Here is a 23573-nt window from a genome sequence, read left to right on the forward strand (position 1 = left end):
TGTCTTACTTTTTATGTTCCCGAGAGCATGGTAGGCGCGTCCCGCTCTCGGAGCAAAGCATGTCACAAGTTGAAAGAGCTTCAAGAATTCTAGCGAAAACTCAAGGGATAAGTACGGTCGTCCCCGTCGTCTTCCGGCCTTCCAGATCGGCATGAGCCTGCGCCGCGTCGTGCAATGCAAACCGCTGGTTTATCCTGATCTCCACAGCGCCTTTCAGCACAACGTCAAACAGCGCTTCAGCCGACTTTACCATATCCTCGCGCCTGGCATTGTAGGCAAACAGCGTCGGCCGCGTGGCAAACAGCGAGCCCTTCTGCGCCAGCAGTGAAATATTGAACGGCGGGATCGGCCCCGACGACTGGCCGAAGCTGACGAACATGCCAAGCGGCCGCAGGCAGTCGAGCGAACCGGGAAAGGTATCGTTGCCGACGGAATCGTAGACGACGTCGCATTTCTTGCCGCCGGTGATGGCAGCCACCTCGGCGACGAAATCCTGGTCGCGATAATTGATCACGTGGTCGAAGCCATGCGCCAGGGCGAGGTCGCCCTTCTCCGTCGATCCGACAGTGCCGATGACAGTCGCACCAAGATGCTTGGCCCACTGGCCAAGGATCAGACCGACGCCGCCGGCCGCGGCATGATAGAGGATCGTATCGCCGGCCTTCACCTTGAAGGTGCGCAACAGCAGGTATTCGGCGGTCATGCCCTTCAGCATCATCGCTGCCGCCTGCTCGTCGGAGATGCCGTCAGGTATCTTGACCAGCCGGTCGGCGGCAATGACGCGTTGTTCGCAATAGGCGCCCGTCGGTACTGCATAGGCGATGCGATCGCCGACCTTGAGCCAGTCGACGCCGTCGCCCAGTTCGAGCACCACGCCAGCCGCTTCGCCACCTGGGGTCACCGGCATGCCGTTCGGCGCTGGGTAGAGGCCGGTGCGAAAATAGACGTCAATGAAGTTCAAACCGATGGCGGTATGGCGGATGAGTGCCTGGCCGGGGCCAGGCCGGCCGACATCAGCCTCTTCGTAGGTCAGCGCTTCGGGGCCGCCATGGGCATGGACGCGTATGGCTTTGGGCACTCGTCAGTCTTTCTCTGTCTCGCTTGCTGGCTTGGCGCCAAGCTTGGGGAAGAACTGCATCACGCCGCCGATGAAGAACAGGTAGAGGCCGCTTACCGCAATGCCGACCTTGACCCATTCGCTGGCATCCATGTGCTGCCACAACGCCACCCCGCCAAAGGCGCACCAGATCAGCGTCATCGGAAGGTTGATGTTCCTCAGCCTGACGACACGCACCGGATGCAGGAAATTCATCGGCACGAAGGTCAGGACGCCGGCGATCACCACCACCGCGAACGATACCCATTGTCCCGGCTCGATGACGAACAGCGTGAACACCACCATGTTCCAGACGACCGGAAACCCCTTGAAGAAGTTCTCCTTGGTCTTCATGCCAGTGTCGGCATAGTAGATCGCGCTCGACACGACGATGATCGCGCCAGACAGGAACGACAGCCCCTCGCCCATGAAACCGCTCTGGTAGAGCGCGAAGGCCGGGATCAATACGTAAGTGACGTAGTCGATGATGTTGTCGAGCAGTTCGCCCGACCATGTCGGCAGGATTTCCTTGACCTCGAGCTTGCGCGCGATCGGCCCGTCGATGCCGTCGACGAAAAGCGCCAGCCCCAGCCACCCGAACATCGCCGTCCAGCGCTCTTCGCTTGCGGCAACCAGCGACAGGAACGCCAGGAACGAACCCGACGCGGTGAGCAGATGCACCGAAAAGGCGCGGGCCTGGGGCCAAGTGACTTTTTTAGGCTTCACGGTTCCCGCCAATCGCGTTTCCAGCATCGAGCCGAATGGATGAACATGACCACCAAGCATGCGCGAGAAATCTTCTGTGGCCGGGTCGCACGAATTCTTCCGTCATCGCGCAGTCCTGTTTGCCACCGATAGTCTCCCCCGCCATTCCGGCACTTAATAGCAGCACCGCTTTCCAGACAAGCCGAAAGCCGATCCGAAAATGCCCGGTTGCAGTGCCAGCACAGCTTCTTCCACTTCGGCGCGGGCGGCCGGCAGCGCTTCAAGCCGGCTGAAATTGCACCGGGAATAACGATTGCGACCGAATGGGATGAATCGCCGCGTTGATCAATGGCTTAGGCCTGCAATATACCAGGATAACTGAGGTGCGCGGATGGCACCAGGACAGCATGGGCGGCCGATGAGCGTCGACACGACAAACCGCATTCTGGTGGCAGGCACGGGGCCGGTCGGGCTGATATCCGCGCTTGCCTTTGCCGGGGCCGGCTTCGGCGTCGTGCTTGCCGGACCGCCCGCGCGCGCCGATGATGGCCGCACCACCGCGCTGATGGTGCCGGCGCTGAAATTCCTGGCCAGGCTCGGCGTGCTCGATCCGCTTGCCCCTGACGCCGCTCCCCTCAAGGTGATGCGCATCATCGACGGCACGGCGCGGCTGATCCGCAGTCCGATCGTCACCTTCCGCGCCGGCGAGATCGGCGAGGAACATTTCGGCCTCAATTTCCAGAATCGCGTCTTCAACGCGGTCCTCGAAAAGGCGGTCGAGGCCCATGCGGGCATCGAATGGCGCCGCGCCATGGTCGACAGCTGGGCCTTCGAGCCCAGCAGCGTGATTGCCTCGCTGTCTGACGGCACTGCAGTTGAAGCACCATTGGCAGTCGCCGCCGATGGCAGGAACTCGCCGGCACGCCAGGCTGCCGGCATCTCGGCGTCAGCGCGTGCGCTGCCGCAGGCCGCATTGGTACTGAACTTTTCTCACAGCCGCGACCACGCCTTCACCTCGACCGAGTTCCACACCGAAACCGGGCCGTTCACCCAGGTGCCGCTGCCAGGCCGCCGCTCCAGCCTCGTCTGGGTGCTGAGGCCGGAAACGGCGAAGGACTTGGCCAACCTCGATGACGCTGCCCTGTCGCTGCGCGTCGAACAGCAGATGCAGTCGATGCTTGGACGCGTCACGGTCGAAGGCGGCCGCCAGATCTACCCGCTGTCGACGTCCTTGCCGCAGCGTTTCGCCCAGAACCGCGTCGCCCTTGTCGGCGAAGCCGCGCACGTGTTCCCGCCGATTGGCGCGCAAGGGCTCAATCTCGGCATCAGGGACGTCGACCAGCTCGTTGAAATTGCATCGAAACACCGCAACGATGCCGGCGCGGCGGAGGCGCTCGCCGCTTACGATTCCGCGCGACGCCCCGACATTCTGGCCCGCACCAGCGCGGTCAACCTGCTCAACAGGTCGCTTTTGTCGGACATGCTTCCGGCACAGCTCGCCCGCAGTGCTGGGCTGAATGTCCTCGGTGGCTTCTCGCCGCTCCGCGCCTTCTTCATGCGCGAGGGCTTGCGCCCAGGCAGCGGCTTTTCGTCGATCGCATCCGGCTTGCGCTCGCCGCGCAAGGTGCGCGACGCCTCGACCGAATAGCGTCTAAGGAAAGAGATCCGGCGGCAATATGCCATGCTGGATCATGTAGAGCAGTCCGGTCACCGTCAGCACCGACACGCATGTGGTGACAAGCACGCTCGCCGATGCCCGCTCGACCCACACGCCGTATTGCTGGGCGATGACGAACACGTTTGTCGCCGTCGGCAGTGCGGCCAGCAGCACCGCCGAGAACAGCCAGACCGGCGAGAAATTGCCGACCCAGCTCAAAACGACGTAGCACAGCAGCGGATGCACGATCAGCTTGAGCAGGGCGATTGGCACGATCTCATGCGGCACGCGCTTCAATGGCCTGAGCGCCAGCGTCACGCCCATGGCAAACAAGGCGCAAGGCGCAGCCGCGCGCGACAGATATTCGAGAAACCGCTCGACCGGCAGCGGTGGCCGGAACTCCGCATAGGCCGCCAGCACACCGACGGCGGTTGCGATGATGAACGGGTGGAAGGCGATTTTCTTGACCACGTCGCTTGCGACGTTCATCGGCGATCGTGGCTCGTCGCCGGCCAGCGCCATCATCATCGGTGCGATGGTGAAATGCATGATGTTTTCGAAGCAGAAGATCAGCGCCACCGGCACAGCAGCCTCTTCGCCGAAGGCGAGCAGCGCCAGGCCGGGGCCCATGTAGCCGATATTGCCATAGGCGGAGGCCAGCCCCTTGATCGTCGATTCGGCAATCTCGCCACGCGCCCTGATGCAGCAAGCCGTAAACATCAGCATGAAGATGACGAAGGTCGAGAACACCGCGCCTGATATGTAGCCCCATTCGGTCAGCCGCTCGAACGGCGTCTTGGCCAGCAGCTGGAAAAACAGGGCCGGCAGCGCGACATAGACGATGAACGTCGTCATCCAGCCAAGCGCCTCCAGCGGCTGCCTGGTAATCCGGGCAACGACGAAACCCATGAAGATCAGCCCGAAGAAGGGCAAGACCAGACCGATCACCTCAGACATCGGCACTTTCCCGCTTGGCAGGGCTGGAAAAGACGCGTTCGCCGCCTGACGGCGACGGATGCGCGATGGAGCACTTCAGCCAGCCGGTATCGCGCCACCTGACCGGCAGTCAAGCAGCTATGCCATTGAAATACCTGCCTTGCTGCGCCAAATAGGAACTTGGAAGGGCGCGATTGGCCGGGCCGGAGAGTAACTTCGACCTCGGACGCGTCCTAAGCGATTGAAAGCGCGTGTGATTTGGCAGATCTCGCGCGGCGCAGGTGATCCATGAAGACGGCAAAGTTCTCGATCGGACAGGTGGTGCGCCACCGTGTCTTCCCGTTCCGGGGCGTGATCTTCGATGTCGACCCCGAATTCGCCAACACCGAGGAGTGGTACGACGCGATTCCCGCTGCCGTGCGCCCGAGGCGCGACCAGCCTTTCTACCACCTGCTGGCGGAGAATTCGGAGACCGAATATGTCGCCTACGTCTCCGAGCAGAACCTGCTCGAGGATAGTTCCGGCGAGCCGGTCCGGCATCCCCAGGTGGGCGAGTATTTCGACAAGACGCCAGATGGCCACTACGCCCCCAAGGCGCGCAGCAGCCACTAAACGCAACATATTGATACGCAACAAAAAAGCGGGGCTGAACCCCGCTTTTTTCATTTCATGTTCGTCGGTCGATCAGTTGGCCGTCTTGGCCTTGTCCTGCTCTTCCTTGAGCTTCTTGGCGAAGTCCTCGTTGTTCTTCGACACGAACTCCTGAAGCTTCTTCTGGCGATCTTCGAGATCCGACTGCTTCAGCGGCTCGCCGTCAAAGGCGCCTGTGAAGCCTGCGAGCGAAACCTTGATCGGGTTCGGCTGGTTCTGGAAGTTGATCGAGGTCAGCGTGAGATCGGTGCCCTTCTTGAACGAACCGACGAGCGCGTCGGTCAGGGCGATCTCGGCAACGCAACGGTCCGGGAAGCAGATCACGTATTCCAGCTTCTGCGCCTTGGCGCCATCGACCTGCAGGCCGATTCCCGGAGGAATGAGGCGGCCGCTCGGCACGGTGACCTGAAACACCTTGCGGTTGACCTTGCCCTTGAGCTCGATCATCGAGATGCCGGTGACCAGCTGGCCGTTGGAAGCGGTCAGGATATTCTGCACGTTGCAGATGTCGACGTCAGCCTGCTTGGAACAGGCCTTGAACCAGCCCTGCGGCACCTGCTGCTGCTGTGCAGCCGCAGGCGTAAGGCCCGACGCCAGCAGACCGGCAACGCCAGCCGCCAAGGCCGACAGGCGGAGACCGTCGAATTTCTGGCTCGTCATCTTCATGAATTCCTCTCAAACAATCCCGGGACCGGCCCAAGCCGTGTGTCGACGCTACCTGTTGGGCAAATGAGGCAACAGCATGACTTCGCCGCGCGTGTTACACTGCTGCGGGCCGCGAATCCAGCCTGTTTGCTTGCATTTCTTGTGCCTTGAGCCGGCAATGGACGGGCCACATGCGCGTGCGCTACGCTTCGAATCATCAAAGCTTCCCCGAATTCGTGGAGAATCGTCGTGAGACGCACTCTTTCGCTGCTGGTTGCCACCGCCGCCATCGCATTTCTCGCTCCGCGCGCGGCCTTGGCTGAGCCGGTTCATGGCCTTTCCATGCATGGCACACCCGCATTGCCGGCCGATTTCAAGAGCTTTCCCTACGCCAATCCCGACGCCCCCAAGGGCGGCAAGATCACCTATTGCGTCATCGGCAGCTTCGACAACCTCAACCCCTTCATCATCAAGAGCTTGCGCACCACCGCGCGCGGCATGATCGACACGATCTACGGCAATCTGGTCTTCGAATCGCTGATGCAGCGCAGCGCCGACGAAGCCTTCAGCATCTACGGCCTGACCGCCAAGTCGGTCGACATCGACCCCGAGCGCAAGTGGATCGAGTTCAACCTCGACCCCGACGCCAAATGGTCGGACGGACAGGCAATCACGCCTGACGACGTGATCTTCACTTATGAAGTCTTCACCGAAAAGGGCCGCCCGCCCTACTCCGACCGCATGGCCAAGATCGAGAAGATCGAAAAGACCGGCGACCACAGCGTCCGCTTCACCTTCAATGACAAGGCAGACCGCGAATTCCCGCTGATCATCGGGCTGACCCCGATCGTGCCCAAGCACGCTTTCTCCAAGGAAACGTTCGACCAGACCACGTTGAAGCCGCTCATCGGCAGCGGCCCCTACACGGTGTCAGAGGTGAAGCCAGGCGAACGCATCGTTTTCAAGCGCAATCCCGAATACTGGGCACGCGACATCCCCTCGAAGCGCGGCTTCGACAACTACGACCAGATCACCATCGAGTACTTCCTCAACGCCGCCGCCCAGTTCGAGGCGTTCAAGAAGGGCATTTGCGACACCTTCATCGAAGCCGACCCGGTCAAGCGTGAACGCGGCTTCGATTTTCCAGCCTTCAAGAACGGCGACGTCGTCGCCGAAACCTTCAAGAGCGGCCTGCCGCCCGTCGTCACCGGCTTCATGTTCAACACCCGCCTGCCGCAATTCGCCAATCCGGTGGTCCGCCAGGCGCTCGGCATGCTTTACGACTTCGAATGGGCCAACCGGAACCTCTTCGCCGGCAAATACGAGCGCACCGTCAGCTATTGGCAGGGCTCGGAGCTTTCCGCTTTTGGCGTGCCGGCCAATGACAAGGAAAAGGCGCTGCTGGCGCCCTTCCCACATGCGGTACGCCCCGACGTCATGGACGGCACCTGGCGCCCACCCGTCACCGACGGCTCCGGCCAGGACCGCAAGGTGATGAAACAGGCCTTCGAACTGTTCAAGAGCGCTGGCTACACCTTGCAGGGCGGCAAGATGCTCGATGCCCAAGGCAAGCCCTTCGCCTTCGAGATATTGACCTCATCAGAGGCTGAGCAGCGGCTGGCCGCCATCTACCAGCGCACGCTGGAGAAGCTCGGCATTGCGGTCACCATTCGCGCGCTCGAGGCCGACCAGATCCAGTCGCGCAAGCAGGCCTTCGAATTCGACGCCCTGATCGGTGTGACCGGCTTCACCGGCACCTTGTCGCCAGGCATCGAGCAGATCGGACGCTGGGGCTCATCCGCCGCCCAGAAGCCGGGTTCGTTCAATCTCGCCGGCGTCTCCAGCCCTGCCGTCGACGCCATGATCGACGCCATGCTCAAGGCGCGGGACAAGGACGACTTCGTCGCTGCGGTCCGCGCGCTCGACCGTCTGCTGATCTCCGGCAACTACATGGTGCCGTTCCAGCACAATTCCGAGCAGTGGATCGCATTTGCCAAGAGACTAAAACATCCGGAAAAAACACCCATATTTGGCTATCAATTGCCGGTCTGGTGGAGTCAGGGCGGTTAAATCGAACTGCTTGAGCTAAGGACTTTTCCATGACTGAACAGAACCAGATCACCATCGACGTCGTCTCGGATGTCGTCTGCCCATGGTGTTTTCTTGGCATGAAGCGCCTGGAAAGCGCGCTTGCCAGCCTGCCTGACATCAAGGCCGAGGTGCATTGGCGGCCGTTCCAGCTCGATCCGACGATCCCGCCCGAGGGCAAGGAGCGCAAGGCCTACATGCTGGCGAAATTCAGCGACGAGAACCGGCTGAAGCAGGTCCACGCCAACCTGGTTTCGCTCGGTGCTGTCGAGGGCATCGCCTTCGATTTCGATGCGATCACTGTTGCGCCCAACACGCTCGACGCCCACCGCCTCATCCGCTGGGCGGCAGCGTCGGGATACGGCGTGCAGGACAAGCTCGCGCGTTCGCTGTTCAGCCTCTACTTCGAGCAGGGCAAGAACATCGGTGATCATTCCGTGCTGGTCGAGGCGGCGCGCGCGGCTGGCATGGATGCGGCTGTTGTCGAGTCGCTGCTGGCCACGGACGCCGACCGCGACGACGTCACCAACGAGATCGTCACCGCCTCGCGCATGGGTATTACTGGCGTGCCATGCTTCCTGCTCGACGGCAAGTACGCTGTCATGGGCGCCCAGGATGCGGCAACGCTGGCCGACGCCATCCGCCAGGTCGCGACCGAGAAGGCAGCCGGCGAACCGACGCTCAATTGACCTTCTGATTTGCTGAAAACGTCAATCCCTCATCGCTGCCAGGCGGTGAGGGATTTTTGTGTCAGGCTGCCTGTTCGGCGAGCTTCGCCAATTGTGTCATGATGACGGCCGAACCAGCCAGCCGCTTCTCCGGGTTCGGCCAGTCGCGGGCGAACACCACGCTCTGGTCGGGCCTGATCTTGGCCAGCGAGCCCTGCTCGGCGATGTAGCGCACCAGTCCGGCCGGATTGGCGAATTCGCGCTTGCGGAACTGCACCACCACGCCCTTCGGCCCCGCATCCAGCTTTTCGACATTGGCCTTGCGGCACAAAGCCTTGATGAAGACGATCTTGAGCAGGTGCTTGACCTCTTCCGGCAGTGGCCCGAAGCGGTCGATGAGCTCGGCGCCGAACCCGTCGATCTCTTCGGTGTTTTCGAGATCGCCAAGACGGCGGTAGAGCGCCAGCCTGAGCTGCAGGTCCGGCACATAGGCTTCCGGGATCATCACTGCCGTGCCGACCGCGATCAGCGGCGACCAGCCGGTGTCGAGCGCTTCGCCGCTGCCGCGCAGCTCTGCCACCGCCTCCTCAAGCATCTGCTGGTAGAGTTCGAAGCCGACTTCCTTGATTTGGCCCGACTGCTCCTCGCCCAGTAGGTTGCCGGCGCCGCGAATGTCGAGGTCGTGGCTGGCCAGCTGGAAGCCCGCACCGAGCGTGTCGAGCGACTGCAGCACCTTCAACCTGCGGTCGGCCGTGGTGGTCAGCGTGCGGTTGGCCGGCAGCGTGAACAGTGCATAGGCACGCACCTTGGAGCGGCCGACGCGGCCGCGCAGCTGGTAGAGCTGGGCGAGGCCGAACATGTCGGCGCGATGCACGATCAGCGTATTCGCGGTCGGAATGTCGAGGCCGGATTCGACGATCGTCGTCGACAGCAGCACGTCATACTGGCCGTCGTAGAAGGCGTTCATGATGTCGTCGAGCTGGCCCGCCGCCATCTGGCCGTGGGCGATCGCAACCTTCAGTTCCGGCACCGATTCCTGAAGGAATTGCTGCACTTCCGCGAGGTCTGCAATGCGCGGCACGACATAGAAGCTGTGGCCGCCGCGGTAGCGCTCGCGCAACAGCGTCTCGCGGATGACCAGCGGGTCGTAGGGCGAGATGAAGCTGCGCACCGCCATGCGGTCGACCGGCGGCGTGGCGATCAGCGACAGCTCGCGCACACCGGTCAGCGCCAGTTGCAGCGTACGCGGGATCGGCGTCGCCGACAGCGTCAGCACATGCACGTCGCTCTTCAGTTCCTTGAGCCGTTCCTTGTGCTTGACGCCGAAATGCTGCTCCTCGTCGATGATCAGCAGCCCAAGATTCTTGAACGAGATCGATGAACCGAGCAGCGCATGCGTGCCGACGACGATGTCGACGGTACCGTCTGATATGCCTTGCTTGGTCTCGGCCAGTTCCTTGTTGCCGACAAGCCGCGACGCCTGCCGCACCTTGACCGGCAGGCCGGCAAAGCGCTGCGTGAACGTCTTGAAATGCTGACGCGACAACAGCGTCGTCGGCACCACCACAGCCACCTGGAAACCTTCCATGGCCGCGATGAAGGCCGCGCGCAGCGCCACTTCCGTCTTGCCGAAACCGACGTCGCCGCAGATCAGGCGGTCCATTGGCTTGCCGGAGCCAAGGTCCTCCATCACGGAATCGATGGCGCTCTGCTGGTCGTCGGTCTCCTCATAGGGGAAACGCGCCGCGAACTCGCCATAGACACCGTCCGGCGGGTTCATCGCAGGCGCCTCGCGCATATGCCGTTCGGCGGCGATCCTGATCAGCTGGCCCGCCATTTCGAGCAGGCGTCGCTTGAGCTTGGCCTTGCGCGACTGCCAGGCGCCGCCGCCAAGCCTGTCGAGCTGGGCTTCTGCCGAATCCGAACCGTAGCGCGACAGAAGCTCGATGTTTTCGACCGGCAGGAACAGCCGGCCATCGGAGGCATAGTGGATTTCGAGACAGTCGTGCGGCGCGCCCAACGCCTCGATGGTCTTCAACCCGACAAATCGGCCGATGCCGTGGTCGGCGTGCACGACGATGTCACCTGATGACAGTGCCGAGGCCTCGGCGATGAAATCAGCGGCGCGCTTGCGCTTCTTCGAACGCCGGATCAGCCGATCGCCCAGAATGTCCTGCTCGGCGACGAAAACCAGTTCGCCCGACTCGAAGCCGGCCTCGATCGGCAGTACGGCAAGACCCGCCTCGCCCGGCTTCAGCGCTTCGACCTCGGCAAGGCTCGTCACGCGCTTGAGGTTGCCGAGATGGTGCTCGTCGAGAATCTGCGTCAGCCGGTCGAGCGAACCTTCGGTCCAGCCGGCAACGACGACGCGCCGCTTGGCGGCGCGCTGGTCGGCGATATGCCTGGCCACCACGTCGAAGACATTGGCGTTGGGATCGGCGCGCTCCTCGGCAAAGCTGCGCCCTGCATGCGAGCCGGCATGCAGCACCCTGCGTCCGCTCGAAAAGGGCGTGTCGAAAGGCGTAAGCTCCGCGTTGACCTGGTCGGCGAGTGCCGTGATCACCTCTTCGGGCGACAGATACATCTGCTCCGGCGCCACCGGCTTGTAGGGCACCGCGTCCTTGAGGCCCTTGCCTTCGCCCTGCTTGCGGCGGGAATCGTAGTGATCGAGGATCAGGGCGTGGCGCTCGCCCAGCGCCTCGCGCGCCAGATGGTCGAACACCACGGGCGCGTCGGGCAGATAGTCGAACATCGTTTCAAGATGCGAATAGTAGAGCGGCAGCCAGTGCTCCATGCCGGCAAATCGCCGGCCCTCGCTGACTGCGGCATAAAGCGCATCGTCGGGCGACGGCGCGCCAAACGCTTCGATGTAGCTGCGGCGGAACTTGCTGATCGTCTCCGGCGTCAGCGCCACTTCGCTCATCGCTTGCAGCACCACCGAATTGCGGCTGCCGGTCGTGCGCTGGCTGGCGACGTCGAAGGCGCGGATCGTTTCCAGCGTGTCGCCGAAGAAGTCGAGACGCAGCGCGTCCGCGGCACCGGGCGCGAAGAGATCAAGGATGCCACCGCGCACCGCGAATTCGCCGACGCCGCGCACCGTCGGTACGCGCTCGAAGCCGGCACGCTCGAGCCGCGCCACCAGCCCGTTCATCTCGACCTGGTTGCCCGGCTTGGCACGGAATTCCTGCGCTTCGATCGCCGCCGAAGGAGGCACGCGCTGCAGCAGGGCGTTGGCGGTTGTCAGCACGATCGCCCGGTGCGGCTCCTTGCGCAGTGCGATCATCGCCGCCAGCGCATCGAGCCGGCGTGCCGCCGCGTCCGACCCCGGCGAAACGCGGTCGTAGGGAAGGCAGTCCCAGGCCGGCAGTTCGAGCACCGGCATGTCAGGCGCGACAAACGCCAGCGCCTCGACGATCTGCGGCAGCCGCTGGCCGTCGCGCGCGACAAACAGCAGCGGCCTGTCGGGCGCCATCTCGGCAGCGGCGGTCGCCAGCGCGAAGGCTTCGTAGCCATCGGCGACGCCATCGACGATGAACTGACCGGCGCGACCCTTGGGCAGGCCGATTGGTTTGATAAGGCTCATGATTTCACTCAGGCTGTGAATGCGCCGCGCGACGCCACGATCTGGCGGTAGACGTCATGGTCGACAGCTGCAGGCACCGGATGCTCGCCGATGATCCACGACAGCAGTTCCTTGTCGGTGATGTCGAGCAGTACCTCGTAATGGTCGAGCTCGTCGTCGCTGAGCCTGTCGATGTTGGCGTCGGCGAAGCTGCCGAGGATCAGGTCCATCTCGCGCATGCCGCGATGCCACGAGCGGAACAGCAGCTTGCGCCTGCGCGTACCAAGCCCTTCGCTCGAGCGTGTCGATCCGGTCATGTCAGCAATCCTCTAGTGTCGAGGCGCATATAGCGTGGATAGCCGGCCATGTCAGCCTTTGCCCGGGCTGCTCCAGCGCATAAGCTGACATCATGCGTCCATCCCTTCTCGATCCCCTGTTCTCGCCCATCACCTCGCTCGCCGGCATCGGACCGAAGGTCGCCGTGCTGATCGAGAAGGTCGTGCCTGCTGATCTCGGCGACCGGGCCGCCCGCGTCGGCGACCTCATGTTCGTGCTGCCCAACAGCGTCATCGACCGGCGCAACCGGCCCGGCATCGCGCTGTCAGCCGAAGGGGCCATCGTCACGCTGGAGGTCCGCATTGATCGCCACCAGCCAGCGCCGCGCGGCAACCGCTCGGTGCCCTACCGCGTCTTCGCGCATGACGACACCGGCGAAATCGCCTTGACCTTCTTCCATGCCCACGCCGCCTATCTCGAAAAGGCGATGCCCGAGGGCGAGAAGGTCATCGTCTCCGGCCGCATGGAATGGTTCAACGGCCGCCCCTCGATGGTCCATCCCGACCACATCGCGCTCGCCAGCGAAGCCGACAAGCTGCCGCTGGTCGAACCGGTCTATCCGCTGACGGCAGGACTGTCGGGCAAGGTGCTGCGCCGCGCCATCGGCCAGTCGCTCGAGCGGCTGCCAGCCTTGCCCGAATGGCTCGACGCTGAGCTGATGCGGCGGCAGAGTTTTCCCGACTTCACTGCCGCGCTCCAGCGTGTCCACAACCCAGCCGATCCGATCGACGCCTCGCCGGAGAATGCTGCCTGGCGCCGCCTCGCCTATGACGAACTGCTTGCCGGCCAGGTTTCACTGGCCCTGGTCCGTGCCAAGGTGCGCAAACTGCACGGCCGCCCGCTAACCGGCGACGGGCGTATTGTGAATGCGCTCCGCGCGGCACTGCCTTACCAACTGACCGGTTCACAGCAGACAGCACTTGAGGAAATCGACGCCGACCTGGCGAAACCCGAACGCATGTTGCGCCTGCTCCAGGGCGATGTCGGCTCGGGCAAGACGGTCGTCGCGCTGCTTGCCATGGCCCGCGCCGTCGAGGCCGGCGGCCAGGCAGCACTTATGGCGCCGACCGAGATCCTCGCCCGCCAGCATATGGCGACAATCGCGCCGCTCGCCGAACGTGTCGGTATCAAGGTCGCGGTGCTGACCGGCCGCGAAAAGGGGCGCGACCGCGCCCAGACGCTGGCCGGGCTCGAAAGCGGCGAGATCGACATCGTCATAGGCACGCATGCGCTGTTTCAGGAAACCGTCGCCTTCCGCGACCTCGCGCTTGCCGTCATCGACGAGCAGCACCGCTTCGGCGTCCACCAGCGCCTCGCCATGAATGCCAAGGGCCAGGCGCCCGACATGCTGGTGATGACAGCGACGCCGATCCCGCGCACGCTGGTGCTGACGGCCTTCGGCGACATGGACGTCTCGCGCCTCACCGAAAAACCCGCTGGCCGCCAGCCGATCCGCACCGTCACGCTCCCATTGGAGCGCATTGACGAGCTGGTCGGCCGTGTCAGGGATGCCGTCGCCGAGGGCCAGAAGATCTACTGGATCTGCCCGCTGGTCGAGGAATCGGAAGAGGTCAAGCTGATGTCGGCCGAGGACCGGTTCGCCTCGCTTCAGCCTGTCTTCGGCAACAGGATCGGCATCGTCCATGGCCGCATGAAGGGTGCTGACAAGGACGAGGCGATGCGCGCTTTCAAGGCGGGTGAAACCCGCGTGCTGATCGCCACCACCGTCATCGAGGTCGGCGTCGACGTGCCAGACGCCACCATCATGGTCATCGAGCATGCCGAGCGCTTCGGCCTCGCCCAGCTGCACCAGTTGCGCGGTCGCGTCGGTCGTGGCTCGAAGCCGTCGTCCTGCGTGCTGCTCTACAAGGACCCGCTCGGCGAAACCGCCAAGCGCCGCCTGTCGGTCATGCGCGACACCGAGGACGGCTTCGTCATCGCCGAGGAGGACCTGAAGCTGCGCGGTGAAGGCGAACTTCTCGGTACGCGCCAGTCCGGCACACCGGGCTTCCAGGTCGCGCGTATCGAGGCGCATGCCGACCTCCTGGAAATCGCCCGCGACGACGCCCGGCTGATCCTGGCTCGCGATCCGGAACTGGTGTCACCACGCGGCGAGGCGCTGCGGCTGCTGCTTTATGTGTTCGGCAGGGATGAGGCGGTGCGCTTGCTGAGAGCCGGCTGAGGCAAGGTGCCCACCGGCGGATTGCCCATCGGTCCCTCGACGACGATGCCCTTTGCCGCGGCCTTGGTCTTGACCTCGGGTGCCACGAGTCCTGCCGATACGATCAGCTTGGCACCATCTTCGATGCTCATGTCGAGCACCACGATGTCGGATTTCGGCACATACATCAAAAAGCCGGTCGTCGGGTTGGGCGTGCATGGCATGAAGACGGCGATCAGCGGATCGCCTTCCTTGTCGAGCTTTTCGTTGATCTCGGTCTGCTTTTCGTTGGCCACAAAAACCAGCGACCACACCCCCTTGCGCGGGTACTCGACCATGCCGACGGTGCGAAACATCTCGTTCTTGTTCGACAGCACCGTCTCGAACAGCTGCTTCAGCGCCTTGTAGAGGCCGCGCACCAACGGCATCCCGCTCATCAGCCGCTCGCCGAAGCCAACAATGGCGCGGCCGATGAAATTGGCAGTGAGGAAGCCAATCAGCGTGATCAGAACCAGCGCCACGATCAGGCCGAAGCCGGGAACCCTGATCGAAAGATAATTGTCCGGATTGTAGCTGCTTGGAATATACGGCTTCACCCAGGAATCGACCCAGCCGATGAAAGACCAGACAATGTAGATGGTCAGTGCCAGCGGCGCGCAGACGATGAAGCCGGTGAGGAAATAGTTCCTCAACCGAGTCATCGCCGAGGTCTTGTGGCCGTCCGACATCGCTCACCGCCGCATTGTTTGCAGCGCAACATTAGTCAAGCGCGCCGCGCATTGGAACAGCGATCTTCGTAGGGGGCTAGGGGCTTAGGCTGCAGCTTCCATCGGCTGGATCTTTTCGAGTTCCGGAGCCAGTTTGCGCGCCTCGGTCTCAAGTTCATAAGCCTGCTGGAAATTCATCCAGAACTCCGGCGTGGTGTTGAAGTACCTGGCAAGGCGAAGTGCAGTATCGGGCGTAACCCCGATCTCTTCCTTGGCGATCCGTTCGATACGTGTGCGCGGCAGGTTGAGCTTCTTGGCAAGCATGCCAGCGCTCAAGCCCAACGGCAGCAGGTATTCCTCGCGCAGGAACTCACCGGGATGGACGGGGCGTGCAAATTTCAGCGTCATATCTGCCTCCATGCTCAGTGGTAGTCGACGATCTCGACGTCTTCTGCGCCGGCTGCAGTCCATCGAAAGCAGATGCGCCACTGGTCGTTGATTCGAATTGAATGCTGGCCGGCTCGGTTGCCCTTGAGTGCCTCCAGGTGATTCCCCGGCGGCGACCGAAGATCGTTCAGCTCGACGGCATTGGCCACGGCACGCAAACGTCGTTCGCCTCGGGCGACAAGATCCGGCGGAAAACCTTTCGGCGCCTTGCCGGCAGCAACCGCTTCGACGGCCTTGCCTTTGAACGAAACGATCATATGCCAGCCCCGAATTCTGTATCATATACAGATACAGAAGGGGAGGCAAGAACACGTATCATTGGTAGATACAGGCGCTACGCTGCGCCGATCTCTTGGCCTTATTCCACCGTCACGGATTTCGCCAGGTTGCGCGGCTGGTCGACGTCGGTGCCCATGAACACGGCGGTGAAATAGGCCAGCATCTGGATCGGCAGCGCGTAGATGATCGGCGCGATGAATTCCGGCACGTCGGGCAACACGATGGTCTCCATCGTCTTCACCGTCGCCTGAGCAGCCCCCTTCTGGTCGGTGATCAGGATGATCTTGCCGCCACGCGCCGCCACTTCCTGCATGTTCGACACGGTCTTCTCGAAAATACGGTCATGCGGCGCAATGACGATGACCGGCATGTTCTCGTCGATCAGCGCGATCGGTCCGTGCTTCAGCTCGCCCGCTGCATAACCCTCGGCATGGATGTAGGAGATTTCCTTGAGCTTGAGCGCGCCTTCCATGGCGAGCGGGAAATTGGTGTCGCGGCCGAGATAGAGCACGTGCTTGTAGGACGCGAGTTCCCGCGCCACCTTCTCGATCTGCTTGTCGAGCTTGAGCACCTGAGCGGCATAACGCGGCGTCTCCGAAAGGCTGCGCACCAGCGCCCTCTCTTCGTCAGCCGAGATCGTGCCGCGCTGCGAGGCGGCACGTATGGTGAGTGCTGCCAGCACCGAGAGCTGGCAGGTGAACGCCTTGGTCGAGGCGACGCCGATCTCGGGGCCGGCAAGCGTTGGCATCACGACGTCGGATTCGCGCGCCATCGTCGATTCGCGCACATTGACGATTGAGCCGATCGGCACGCCCGCCTTGCGGCAGTAGCGCAGCGACGCCAGCGTGTCGGCCGTTTCGCCCGACTGCGACACGAAGAACGCAGCACTTTTCTTCGAGATTGGCATTTCGCGGTAGCGGAACTCCGAAGCGACATCGATGTCGACCGGCAGCCGCGCATGGCGCTCGAACCAGTATTTGCCGACAAGTCCGGCGAGATAGGCCGTGCCGCAGGCCGAAACCGCGAGGCGGTCTATGTCGGCGAAGCTGAACGGCAGGTCGAGCGGCTTCGAGGTCCCTTGGGTGAAATCGAGATAATGGGCCAGCGTGTGCGAGATCACCTCGGGCTGTTCATGGATTTCCTTTTCCATGAAATGGCGGTGGTTGCCCTTGTCGACGAGGTAGCTCGAGCCGACCGACTGGCGTCGCTGGCGCGTAACCGGCGTGCGATCCATGTCATAGATCTGGAACTCGTTGCGGCGCACCACCGCCCAGTCGCCATCCTCGAGATAGGTAACTGTGTCGGTGAACGGCGCCAGCGCAATGGCGTCCGAGCCCAGGAACATTTCGCCGTCGCCATGGCCAATGGCCAGGGGCGGACCGTTGCGGGCGCCGACGATCAAATCCTCGTCGCCCTTGAACATGATGGCGAGCGCAAACGCGCCATTGAGCCGCTTCAGTGCCGCGTATGCGGCGTCGACAGGCTTGGTGCCACCAGCCAGTTCGCGTGCGATCAGATGCGCCACAACCTCGGTGTCGGTCTGCGAGGTGAACTCGTAGCCGTCGCCCTGAAGCTCTGCGCGCAGATCGGCGAAATTCTCAATGATGCCGTTGTGGACGATCGCCACGCCGTTGGAAAAATGCGGATGCGCGTTGGTCTCGTTGGGCACGCCATGCGTCGCCCAGCGCGTGTGGCCGATGCCGATGTTGCCGTCTAGCGGCTCATCCTTCAGCCGGCGCTCGAGATTGACAAGCTTGCCTTCGGCGCGGCGGCGCGCCAGTTCGCCATTCTCGATGGTGGCGACGCCTGCAGAATCATAACCGCGATATTCGAGCCGCTTCAACGCATCGACGATCAGCGGCGCAACCGGCGTCCGGCCGACAATTCCGACAATTCCGCACATGATCCAGCCCCATCCCTCAAAACCCTGTCGGCCTTTTAGCAGCGCAACGATCAAGCGGAAGTCACATTCCGTTTCGCTACGTATCAGCCATCCAAGCCTTCGGGCCGTGCACAATGGCACGGCAGGATTGAAATGCGGTTACTTCCCTCCCGCCTTCTTTGCCGCAGCCGCGGAGGCAAAGCGCTCGCGCAGTTCCTTGCCCTTGCCCGGGAGCGTCTTCTGGCGCGCCCGGCCGAATGCCAGCGCATCTTCGGGCACTTCCTCGGTGATGACGCTGCCCGACGCAACATACGCGCCGGCACCGATGACGATCGGGGCGACCAGCGATGAGTTAGAGCCGACGAAGGCGCCCTCGCCGATGTCGGTGAAGAATTTCGAATAGCCGTCATAGTTGCAGGTGACCGTTCCGGCACCGATGTTGGCGCCGGCGCCGACACGCGCGTCGCCGATATAGGTCAGATGGTTGACCTTGGCCCCCTTTTCGACCGTCGCCTTCTTGACCTCGCAGAAATTGCCGACCTTGGCTTTCTCATGCAGTTCGGCACCCGGACGCAGCCTGGCATACGGCCCCACCTCGGCACGGGGCCCAACATCGGCGCCTTCAAGATGGCTGAACGCATGGATGACGGCACCACCGGCTATCTTCACGCCCGGGCCGAACCAGACATTCGGCTCGACCACAACATCCGCACCGATCTCCGTGTCGTGCGAGAAGTAGACTGTCTCCGGCGCAATCAGCGTCGCGCCATCGAGCATGGCCTGGCGGCGGCGGCGCTTTTGCCAGATCGCCTCGGCTTCGGCCAGTTCAGCGCGATTGTTGATGCCGAGCACGCTTTCGAAGCTTGCTTCGGTCGCCACCACGGCCAGGCCGGCCCTGTCGGCGATCTCGACAATGTCGGTCAGGTAGAACTCACCCTTGGCGTTGGCGTTTCCGACCTGGTCGAGCAGCTTGAGTGCATGGGCGCCGGAAATCGCCATCAATCCGGCATTGCAGAAGCCGATTTTGCGTTCCTCGTCGTTGCAGTCCTTGTCCTCGCGTATGGCCACGAGCCTGCCGGCCTTCTCGATCAGGCGGCCATAGCCGGCGGGGTTTGGCGGCCGAAAGCCGATCACCACGACGGCAGCACCTTCGGCAAGCTTTTGCCGCGCCAACTCAAGCGAATCGGCCTCAACCAGCGGCGTGTCGCCGAACATCACAAGGATGTCGTCATGGCCGCACGAAATCGCGTTCCGCGCCGCCAGCACCGCATGAGCGGTGCCGAGACGCTCGCTCTGGACGAAGATTTCCGCCTTGGGCGCAAAACCTTCCGCCGCCTTCGTGACCTCGTCGCCGCCATGCCCGACCACCAATACGACGGCCTCTGCGCCCGCCGATTCTGCGGCCCTTGCGACATGCGCCACCATCGGCAGGTTGGCGATCTTGTGCAGGACCTTGGCCTGGCTGCTTTTCATGCGCGTGCCCTCGCCGGCGGCAAGGATGATCGACAGGCAGGTTCTCGAGGTCATGGCGTCGTCCGGATTGGATGAAGGCGGCTGGATTCGGCCACCTTTCTAGCATTGCTGGCAATCGCCTCCAATGCACACCGATTTCGACGGTTTGAAGGTTCAGCCGAGTTGGCCGAGCACCGGAAAGCGTTCGAGCAACCAATAGGATGCGGTCTGCACGCCGCCGGTCAAAAACAGCACGCCGGCAACGACCAGAAGCGCGCCGATCGCCTTTTCGACCTTACCCAGATGCACGCGGAACTTCTGCAGGAAGCGCATGAACGCGCCTGAGAACAGCGCCGCTATCAGGAACGGAATGCCCAAGCCCAGCGAATAGACGGCCAGCAGGGCTGCACCCTCGCCCACCGTCTCGCGTCCGCCGGCCAAAGTCAGGATCGGCCCGAGCACCGGCCCGATGCAAGGCGTCCAGCCGAAGGCGAAGGCGAGCCCCATCAGATAGGCGGCAAGATTGCTCGCCGGTTTGCCCTGCGACTGGAACCGCGCCTCGCGCGACAGCAGCGGAATGCGCAATATGCCGAGGAAATTCAGCCCCATCAGGATGATCAGCACGCCTGCCGCCATCGCCAGCGGTTCCTGCCACGTCCGCAGCAACTGCCCGATCGTCGAGGCGCCCGCGCCCAACGCCACGAAGACGGTGGAAAAACCAAGCACGAAGCAGGTGGACGCCGTCAGCAGCGCGCCGCGGGCGCGGGAAACGGTTGCCGTCCCGCCCTCGGCCCTGAAATCGTCGACCGAAACGCCAGCCATGTAGCAGAGATAGGGCGGCACCAGCGGCAGCACGCATGGCGACAGGAAAGACAGGGCTCCTGCCCCCAGGGCGCTGAGATAACCGACGTCCAATGCCATTTAGTGCCGCTCCACTGAAATACAGGCGCCGCTATAGCGGCAGCGGCAATCAGGTACCAATCACCATTTTGTGGCAGCCGGGCCGGTTGTCGCCGGCCCGAAGCGCCTCATCTCCGGCACTCATGCGCCGCGCACGCCCACCTATTGGAAGCCGGCCCCGAGCGGGGCCGGACCTGCTCGGGGCATGGCCAGCCTTATTCGTGGCCAACCTTATTCGTGGCCAACCTTACTCGTGGATCGTGTATTCGCCGAGTTCGCAGAGGTTCTGCTTGTCTTCGGTCGTGTCGAGGTCCGAAGCTTCCTCGAACTCGAAGCGCATGTCGTATTCGCAGACGCTGCGTCCGTCGGCGATGGTGATCTGCATGCTTTCGCCGGCGCCCAGCGTGTCACGGCCGAAGATGTCGTCTTCCCACTTGTCGACGCCGACCGGCGAGGCATAAAAATTCGTCAGCACCGAGGTCGTGCCATTCTTCAAGGTAAAGACAAGGTCTTCTGCCTGGGCAACGGCAGGAAGAACGGAGACTGCCAGGACGGAAGCAACGGCGAGTTTCAAAAGCATACGCATTTATCAATTTCCAAAACGATGGCGGCCCGATATTGGGCACCATTGTCTAGCAGTCGGTTATGACACCAGCAATATCACCGCCCGGTAATATTACGACATCCGGATGCGCATCGCCGGCAGTCCAGCGACCCGCATTTAACAGCCTGTTTGCAACAGCGTTTTTCCGGTTGACCCGCCGGGGCACTCTCCCTATGTTCCGCCGGAATTTCGAGGTCGCCACGCGGCCTTCGGGAGCGCGTAGCTCAGCCGGTAGAGCAGCTATGTACGGTCGGGCGGGTAGCTCAGTTGGTAGAGCATTCGACTTTTAATCGAATGGTCATGGGTTCGAGTCCCATCCCGCCCACCAACAAATCTTGTTCAATCTCGTCATAGAACTGGCAACACCGCCCATCACCTGTTCCAGGCTCAGGAACATTTGGCGCCTCGCGCCGTTATGCCCATGAAGGAACGATCCGTCCTACGAGGAGAAGACAATGAACAAGGTAATCTCAAGCTTGATGGCGACGGCCATCGCGGCATCATTTGCTGTGATGCCGGTGATCGAGGCCACGGCGGCGCCGGCCTACATGCCAAAGGCTCCACAGGCCGACACGGCGATCCAGCAGGTGCAATATGACGGCTACTGGAAGAAGCGCCGGCTAAACCGCAGCGACAGCGCCAGCCATTTCCGTGCGCCGCGTAGCGGCTTCTACCGGGATCGTGGTGATGCCGTCTATTTCAATGGCCATCGCGGCTATCGCAACTACCGCCCCGGCTATCGCCGCCATAACGACTTCTGGTTCCCCGCCGGTGCCTTCATTGCCGGCGCGATCATCGGCGGTGCCTTGGCCAACCAGCCGCAGCCGCGTTACGTCCAGCCGAGCCGCTACGGCAATTCGCATGTCCAGTGGTGCTATGACCGCTACCGGTCCTATCGCGCGTCCGACAATACCTTCCAGCCCTATAACGGGCCGCGCCAGCAGTGCTACTCGCCTTACTAACTAGGCTACGCCGGCAGCACAATCGGGCCCGCGCTCATCAAGGCGCGGGTCTTTTCGTTTCGACGAGTTGCACGTCCGATTCCGCGCAGATCTTGCGGATGCTCGGAATGTCGCAATGGTCGGTGATGAATGTGTCCATCTGCGACAGGTGGGCGATGCGCACAGGCGCTGTGCGTTCGAACTTGGTCTGGTCCGACACCAGGATGACATGGCGCGCATTGGCGATGATCGCCTGTGCCACCTTCACCTCGCGGAAGTCGAAGTCAAGAAGCGCGCCGTCATGGTCGATGGCCGAGGCGCCGATCACTGCGTAGTCGACCTTGAACTGGCGGATGAAATCGACGGCCGCCTCGCCGACGATGCCACCATCCGAACCGCGCACCACGCCACCCGCGATCACCACCTCCATGTCAGGATATACCCGCATTCTGTTGGCAACATTGATGTTGTTGGTGATGACCATCAGCCCTTTGTGGTCGAGCAGCGCCTTGCCGACGGCCTCGGTGGTGGTGCCGATATTGACGAACAGCGAGGCGTTATCGGGGATGAGGCGGGCCGCCGCCTGGCCGATAGCATCCTTCTCGTCGGCCGCGATCTTGCGCCGTGCCTCGTATTCCAGGTTCTCGATGCCTGAGGGAAACAGCGCGCCGCCATGGATGCGGCTGAGCAGGCGCTGGTCGCACAGGTCGTTGAGGTCCTTGCGAATCGTCTGCGGCGTGACCTGGAAATGCGTCGCCAGATCGTCGACCAGCACGCGCCCGTTGTCCTTGGCGAGTTGGATGATTTCGGACTGGCGCGGCGACAGGTACATCTGGGCATTCCCCGAGGTTCGTTTTGACCGACGATAGGCCAAGACGAAAGCAGTGAAAAGGCACTTCGAAACCCGGATCGAAGCCGAATGCTTTCATGACGACCGATGCGGCAGCCAGAAAGCTTCGCGCGCATAAGACCTTGAAATCCGCACAGCGATCGACTACGAACCTGCCACCCAGGCCGGGCCCCTCTGGCAGTCACCATGGCTGCGATGTCGGACTGGAGTTCCAATCCGGCGGCCTGGCTTCGATGTATCTTATCTCCGGCAGTTACTGACCCGCACCCACTCGGAGCAATCCTGGTGCGGCAGATCATGTCTGCAAGCCACGCCGCCCTTGCTGAAACAAAGGGTGCCATAATGACAGAATTCTTTACTCCCGAAGCCTTAACCGCCCTGTTCCAGGTCATCATGATCGACCTGGTCCTGGCGGGCGACAATGCCATCGTCATCGGCCTCGCGGCGGCGGGCCTGCCCAAGGACCAACGCACTAAGGCCATCGTCGTCGGCATCATCGCCGCGACAGTTCTGCGCATCGGCTTCGCCGCAGCAACCACTCAGCTTCTCCAGATCGTCGGGCTGCTGCTCGCCGGCGGCGTGCTGCTGCTGTGGGTATGCTGGAAAATGTGGCGCGAACTCCGCCACAGCCACGCCGAAGAAACGCAGGCCGTCGAAGCCCTTACCGACTCGGATATCGACCGCGACGGCAAGGTCGCCGGCACCGCGCCGCGCAAGACGTTTGCCCAGGCTGCCTGGCAGATCCTCATCGCCGACGTCTCGATGTCGCTCGACAACGTGCTGGCGGTTGCCGGTGCCGCGCGCGACCATCCGAACGTCCTGATTTTCGGCCTCGTGTTGTCGATCGCGCTGATGGGTATTGCCGCAAGCTTCATTGCCAACCTGCTGCAGAAGTACCGCTGGATCGCCTATGTCGGCCTGGTCATCATCCTCTATGTCGCCGGCGAGATGATCTATCGCGGCACCATCGAAGTCCTGCCCTATCTCAGGGGCTGACGTCACTTGA

Annotated in this window: 21 protein-coding genes and 1 tRNA gene; 8 read left to right on the plus strand and 14 right to left on the minus strand. The window is 62.7% G+C overall.

Going from position 1 to position 23573, the window contains the following annotated elements; all coding sequences use genetic code 11:
* Nucleotides 1–100: 100 nt before the first annotated feature.
* On the minus strand, nucleotides 101–1078 hold the full coding sequence (locus tag J1C56_RS03905) for a quinone oxidoreductase family protein (RefSeq protein WP_214386141.1): 978 nt from the start codon (nucleotides 1076–1078) through the stop codon (nucleotides 101–103).
* 3 nt (nucleotides 1079–1081) lie between these two features.
* Nucleotides 1082–1822 (minus strand): phosphatidylcholine synthase, encoded by a 741-nt coding sequence (gene pcsA, locus J1C56_RS03910; RefSeq protein WP_338001396.1) that lies wholly within the window; start codon nucleotides 1820–1822, stop codon nucleotides 1082–1084.
* A 397-nt stretch (nucleotides 1823–2219) separates the two neighbouring features.
* Here pcsA and J1C56_RS03915 point away from each other — a divergent pair, with 397 nt between their 5' ends.
* The gene (locus J1C56_RS03915) at nucleotides 2220–3449 is read left to right on the plus strand and encodes a UbiH/UbiF family hydroxylase (RefSeq protein WP_214386681.1); all 1230 of its coding nucleotides are present in this window, start codon (nucleotides 2220–2222) and stop codon (nucleotides 3447–3449) included.
* A 3-nt stretch (nucleotides 3450–3452) separates the two neighbouring features.
* On the opposite strand, the gene J1C56_RS03920 is transcribed toward J1C56_RS03915, so the two are convergent.
* Nucleotides 3453–4415, minus strand: coding sequence for an AEC family transporter (locus tag J1C56_RS03920; RefSeq protein ID WP_214386143.1), 963 nt, complete (start codon nucleotides 4413–4415; stop codon nucleotides 3453–3455).
* Nucleotides 4416–4682: 267 nt separating this feature from the next.
* Here J1C56_RS03920 and hspQ point away from each other — a divergent pair, with 267 nt between their 5' ends.
* The gene (hspQ, locus tag J1C56_RS03925; RefSeq protein WP_214386145.1) at nucleotides 4683–5006 is read left to right on the plus strand and encodes a heat shock protein HspQ; all 324 of its coding nucleotides are present in this window, start codon (nucleotides 4683–4685) and stop codon (nucleotides 5004–5006) included.
* Nucleotides 5007–5078: 72 nt separating this feature from the next.
* On the opposite strand, the gene J1C56_RS03930 is transcribed toward hspQ, so the two are convergent.
* The gene (locus J1C56_RS03930; protein WP_214386683.1) at nucleotides 5079–5705 is read right to left on the minus strand and encodes an invasion associated locus B family protein; all 627 of its coding nucleotides are present in this window, start codon (nucleotides 5703–5705) and stop codon (nucleotides 5079–5081) included.
* Nucleotides 5706–5939: 234 nt separating this feature from the next.
* Here J1C56_RS03930 and J1C56_RS03935 point away from each other — a divergent pair, with 234 nt between their 5' ends.
* Nucleotides 5940–7760 carry an extracellular solute-binding protein gene (locus J1C56_RS03935; protein WP_420797356.1) on the plus strand — a complete coding sequence of 607 codons (1821 nt, stop codon included), beginning with the start codon at nucleotides 5940–5942 and terminating at the stop codon, nucleotides 7758–7760.
* A 29-nt stretch (nucleotides 7761–7789) separates the two neighbouring features.
* A complete protein-coding gene (locus J1C56_RS03940; RefSeq protein ID WP_214386147.1) occupies nucleotides 7790–8467 on the plus strand; it encodes a DsbA family oxidoreductase in 678 nt (225 codons plus the stop codon).
* Nucleotides 8468–8528: 61 nt separating this feature from the next.
* Here the strand turns inward: J1C56_RS03940 and mfd are convergent, their stop codons facing one another.
* Both mfd and J1C56_RS03950 read right to left on the minus strand, forming a co-directional pair.
* Nucleotides 8529–12029, minus strand: a complete 3501-nt coding sequence (gene mfd / locus J1C56_RS03945) for a transcription-repair coupling factor (protein ID WP_214386149.1) — start codon at nucleotides 12027–12029, stop codon at nucleotides 8529–8531.
* Nucleotides 12030–12037: 8 nt separating this feature from the next.
* Entirely contained in the window at nucleotides 12038–12325 is a 288-nt protein-coding gene (locus J1C56_RS03950) for an FAD assembly factor SdhE (protein ID WP_214386152.1), read from the minus strand.
* A gap of 92 nt (nucleotides 12326–12417) precedes the next feature.
* Between J1C56_RS03950 and recG the strand changes: the two genes are divergently transcribed.
* Nucleotides 12418–14526 (plus strand): ATP-dependent DNA helicase RecG, encoded by a 2109-nt coding sequence (gene recG, locus J1C56_RS03955; protein ID WP_214386154.1) that lies wholly within the window; start codon nucleotides 12418–12420, stop codon nucleotides 14524–14526.
* Here recG and J1C56_RS03960 read toward each other — a convergent pair.
* From J1C56_RS03960 to J1C56_RS03990, 7 genes are all read right to left on the minus strand, one after another.
* Complete coding sequence (locus J1C56_RS03960; protein WP_214386155.1) at nucleotides 14478–15233, minus strand: DUF502 domain-containing protein; 756 nt, start codon at nucleotides 15231–15233, stop codon at nucleotides 14478–14480. The genes recG and J1C56_RS03960 overlap by 49 nt on opposite strands.
* An 84-nt stretch (nucleotides 15234–15317) precedes the next feature.
* Nucleotides 15318–15620, minus strand: coding sequence for a HigA family addiction module antitoxin (locus J1C56_RS03965; protein WP_214386156.1), 303 nt, complete (start codon nucleotides 15618–15620; stop codon nucleotides 15318–15320).
* Nucleotides 15621–15634: 14 nt separating this feature from the next.
* Complete coding sequence (locus J1C56_RS03970) at nucleotides 15635–15916, minus strand: type II toxin-antitoxin system RelE/ParE family toxin (protein ID WP_214386157.1); 282 nt, start codon at nucleotides 15914–15916, stop codon at nucleotides 15635–15637.
* A gap of 101 nt (nucleotides 15917–16017) precedes the next feature.
* On the minus strand, nucleotides 16018–17841 hold the full coding sequence (gene glmS, locus J1C56_RS03975; RefSeq protein ID WP_214386158.1) for a glutamine--fructose-6-phosphate transaminase (isomerizing): 1824 nt from the start codon (nucleotides 17839–17841) through the stop codon (nucleotides 16018–16020).
* 138 nt (nucleotides 17842–17979) lie between these two features.
* On the minus strand, nucleotides 17980–19347 hold the full coding sequence (gene glmU / locus J1C56_RS03980) for a bifunctional UDP-N-acetylglucosamine diphosphorylase/glucosamine-1-phosphate N-acetyltransferase GlmU (RefSeq protein ID WP_214386160.1): 1368 nt from the start codon (nucleotides 19345–19347) through the stop codon (nucleotides 17980–17982).
* 99 nt (nucleotides 19348–19446) lie between these two features.
* Nucleotides 19447–20193 carry a cytochrome c biogenesis CcdA family protein gene (locus J1C56_RS03985; RefSeq protein WP_214386163.1) on the minus strand — a complete coding sequence of 249 codons (747 nt, stop codon included), beginning with the start codon at nucleotides 20191–20193 and terminating at the stop codon, nucleotides 19447–19449.
* A 226-nt stretch (nucleotides 20194–20419) separates the two neighbouring features.
* A complete protein-coding gene (locus J1C56_RS03990) occupies nucleotides 20420–20758 on the minus strand; it encodes a hypothetical protein (protein WP_214386165.1) in 339 nt (112 codons plus the stop codon).
* Nucleotides 20759–21028: 270 nt separating this feature from the next.
* On the opposite strand from J1C56_RS03990, the gene J1C56_RS03995 reads away from it, so the two are divergent.
* Nucleotides 21029–21104: transfer RNA gene (locus J1C56_RS03995), tRNA-Lys, on the plus strand.
* 127 nt (nucleotides 21105–21231) lie between these two features.
* Nucleotides 21232–21738 (plus strand): BA14K family protein, encoded by a 507-nt coding sequence (locus tag J1C56_RS04000; protein WP_214386167.1) that lies wholly within the window; start codon nucleotides 21232–21234, stop codon nucleotides 21736–21738.
* A 37-nt stretch (nucleotides 21739–21775) separates the two neighbouring features.
* Here the strand turns inward: J1C56_RS04000 and J1C56_RS04005 are convergent, their stop codons facing one another.
* Entirely contained in the window at nucleotides 21776–22549 is a 774-nt protein-coding gene (locus J1C56_RS04005) for a DeoR/GlpR family DNA-binding transcription regulator (protein ID WP_115731941.1), read from the minus strand.
* Nucleotides 22550–22909: 360 nt separating this feature from the next.
* On the opposite strand from J1C56_RS04005, the gene J1C56_RS04010 reads away from it, so the two are divergent.
* A complete protein-coding gene (locus J1C56_RS04010; protein WP_214386169.1) occupies nucleotides 22910–23563 on the plus strand; it encodes a TerC family protein in 654 nt (217 codons plus the stop codon).
* The last annotated feature ends 10 nt before the right edge of the window (nucleotides 23564–23573 follow it).

Origin of the sequence: Aminobacter anthyllidis (assembly GCF_018555685.1) — a bacterium.
In the GTDB taxonomy this organism is placed as follows: Bacteria; Pseudomonadota; Alphaproteobacteria; order Rhizobiales; family Rhizobiaceae; genus Aminobacter; species Aminobacter anthyllidis.

Bases quoted from the DNA above. Each gene is read 5' to 3' on its own strand.
- mfd (WP_214386149.1), bottom strand. From the start codon at position 12,029: ATGAGCCTTATCAAACCAATCGGCCTGCCCAAGGGTCGCGCCGGTCAG.
- J1C56_RS04000 (WP_214386167.1), top strand. From the start codon at position 21,232: ATGAACAAGGTAATCTCAAGCTTGATGGCGACGGCCATCGCGGCATCA.
- J1C56_RS03920 (WP_214386143.1), bottom strand. From the start codon at position 4,415: ATGTCTGAGGTGATCGGTCTGGTCTTGCCCTTCTTCGGGCTGATCTTC.
- J1C56_RS03990 (WP_214386165.1), bottom strand. From the start codon at position 20,758: ATGCGTATGCTTTTGAAACTCGCCGTTGCTTCCGTCCTGGCAGTCTCC.
- J1C56_RS03950 (WP_214386152.1), bottom strand. From the start codon at position 12,325: ATGACCGGATCGACACGCTCGAGCGAAGGGCTTGGTACGCGCAGGCGC.
- recG (WP_214386154.1), top strand. From the start codon at position 12,418: ATGCGTCCATCCCTTCTCGATCCCCTGTTCTCGCCCATCACCTCGCTC.
- J1C56_RS03960 (WP_214386155.1), bottom strand. From the start codon at position 15,233: ATGTCGGACGGCCACAAGACCTCGGCGATGACTCGGTTGAGGAACTAT.
- J1C56_RS03965 (WP_214386156.1), bottom strand. From the start codon at position 15,620: ATGACGCTGAAATTTGCACGCCCCGTCCATCCCGGTGAGTTCCTGCGC.
- J1C56_RS04005 (WP_115731941.1), bottom strand. From the start codon at position 22,549: ATGTACCTGTCGCCGCGCCAGTCCGAAATCATCCAACTCGCCAAGGAC.
- J1C56_RS04010 (WP_214386169.1), top strand. From the start codon at position 22,910: ATGACAGAATTCTTTACTCCCGAAGCCTTAACCGCCCTGTTCCAGGTC.
- J1C56_RS03970 (WP_214386157.1), bottom strand. From the start codon at position 15,916: ATGATCGTTTCGTTCAAAGGCAAGGCCGTCGAAGCGGTTGCTGCCGGC.
- J1C56_RS03930 (WP_214386683.1), bottom strand. From the start codon at position 5,705: ATGACGAGCCAGAAATTCGACGGTCTCCGCCTGTCGGCCTTGGCGGCT.
- glmU (WP_214386160.1), bottom strand. From the start codon at position 19,347: ATGACCTCGAGAACCTGCCTGTCGATCATCCTTGCCGCCGGCGAGGGC.
- J1C56_RS03915 (WP_214386681.1), top strand. From the start codon at position 2,220: ATGAGCGTCGACACGACAAACCGCATTCTGGTGGCAGGCACGGGGCCG.
- glmS (WP_214386158.1), bottom strand. From the start codon at position 17,841: ATGTGCGGAATTGTCGGAATTGTCGGCCGGACGCCGGTTGCGCCGCTG.
- J1C56_RS03940 (WP_214386147.1), top strand. From the start codon at position 7,790: ATGACTGAACAGAACCAGATCACCATCGACGTCGTCTCGGATGTCGTC.
- hspQ (WP_214386145.1), top strand. From the start codon at position 4,683: ATGAAGACGGCAAAGTTCTCGATCGGACAGGTGGTGCGCCACCGTGTC.
- J1C56_RS03985 (WP_214386163.1), bottom strand. From the start codon at position 20,193: ATGGCATTGGACGTCGGTTATCTCAGCGCCCTGGGGGCAGGAGCCCTG.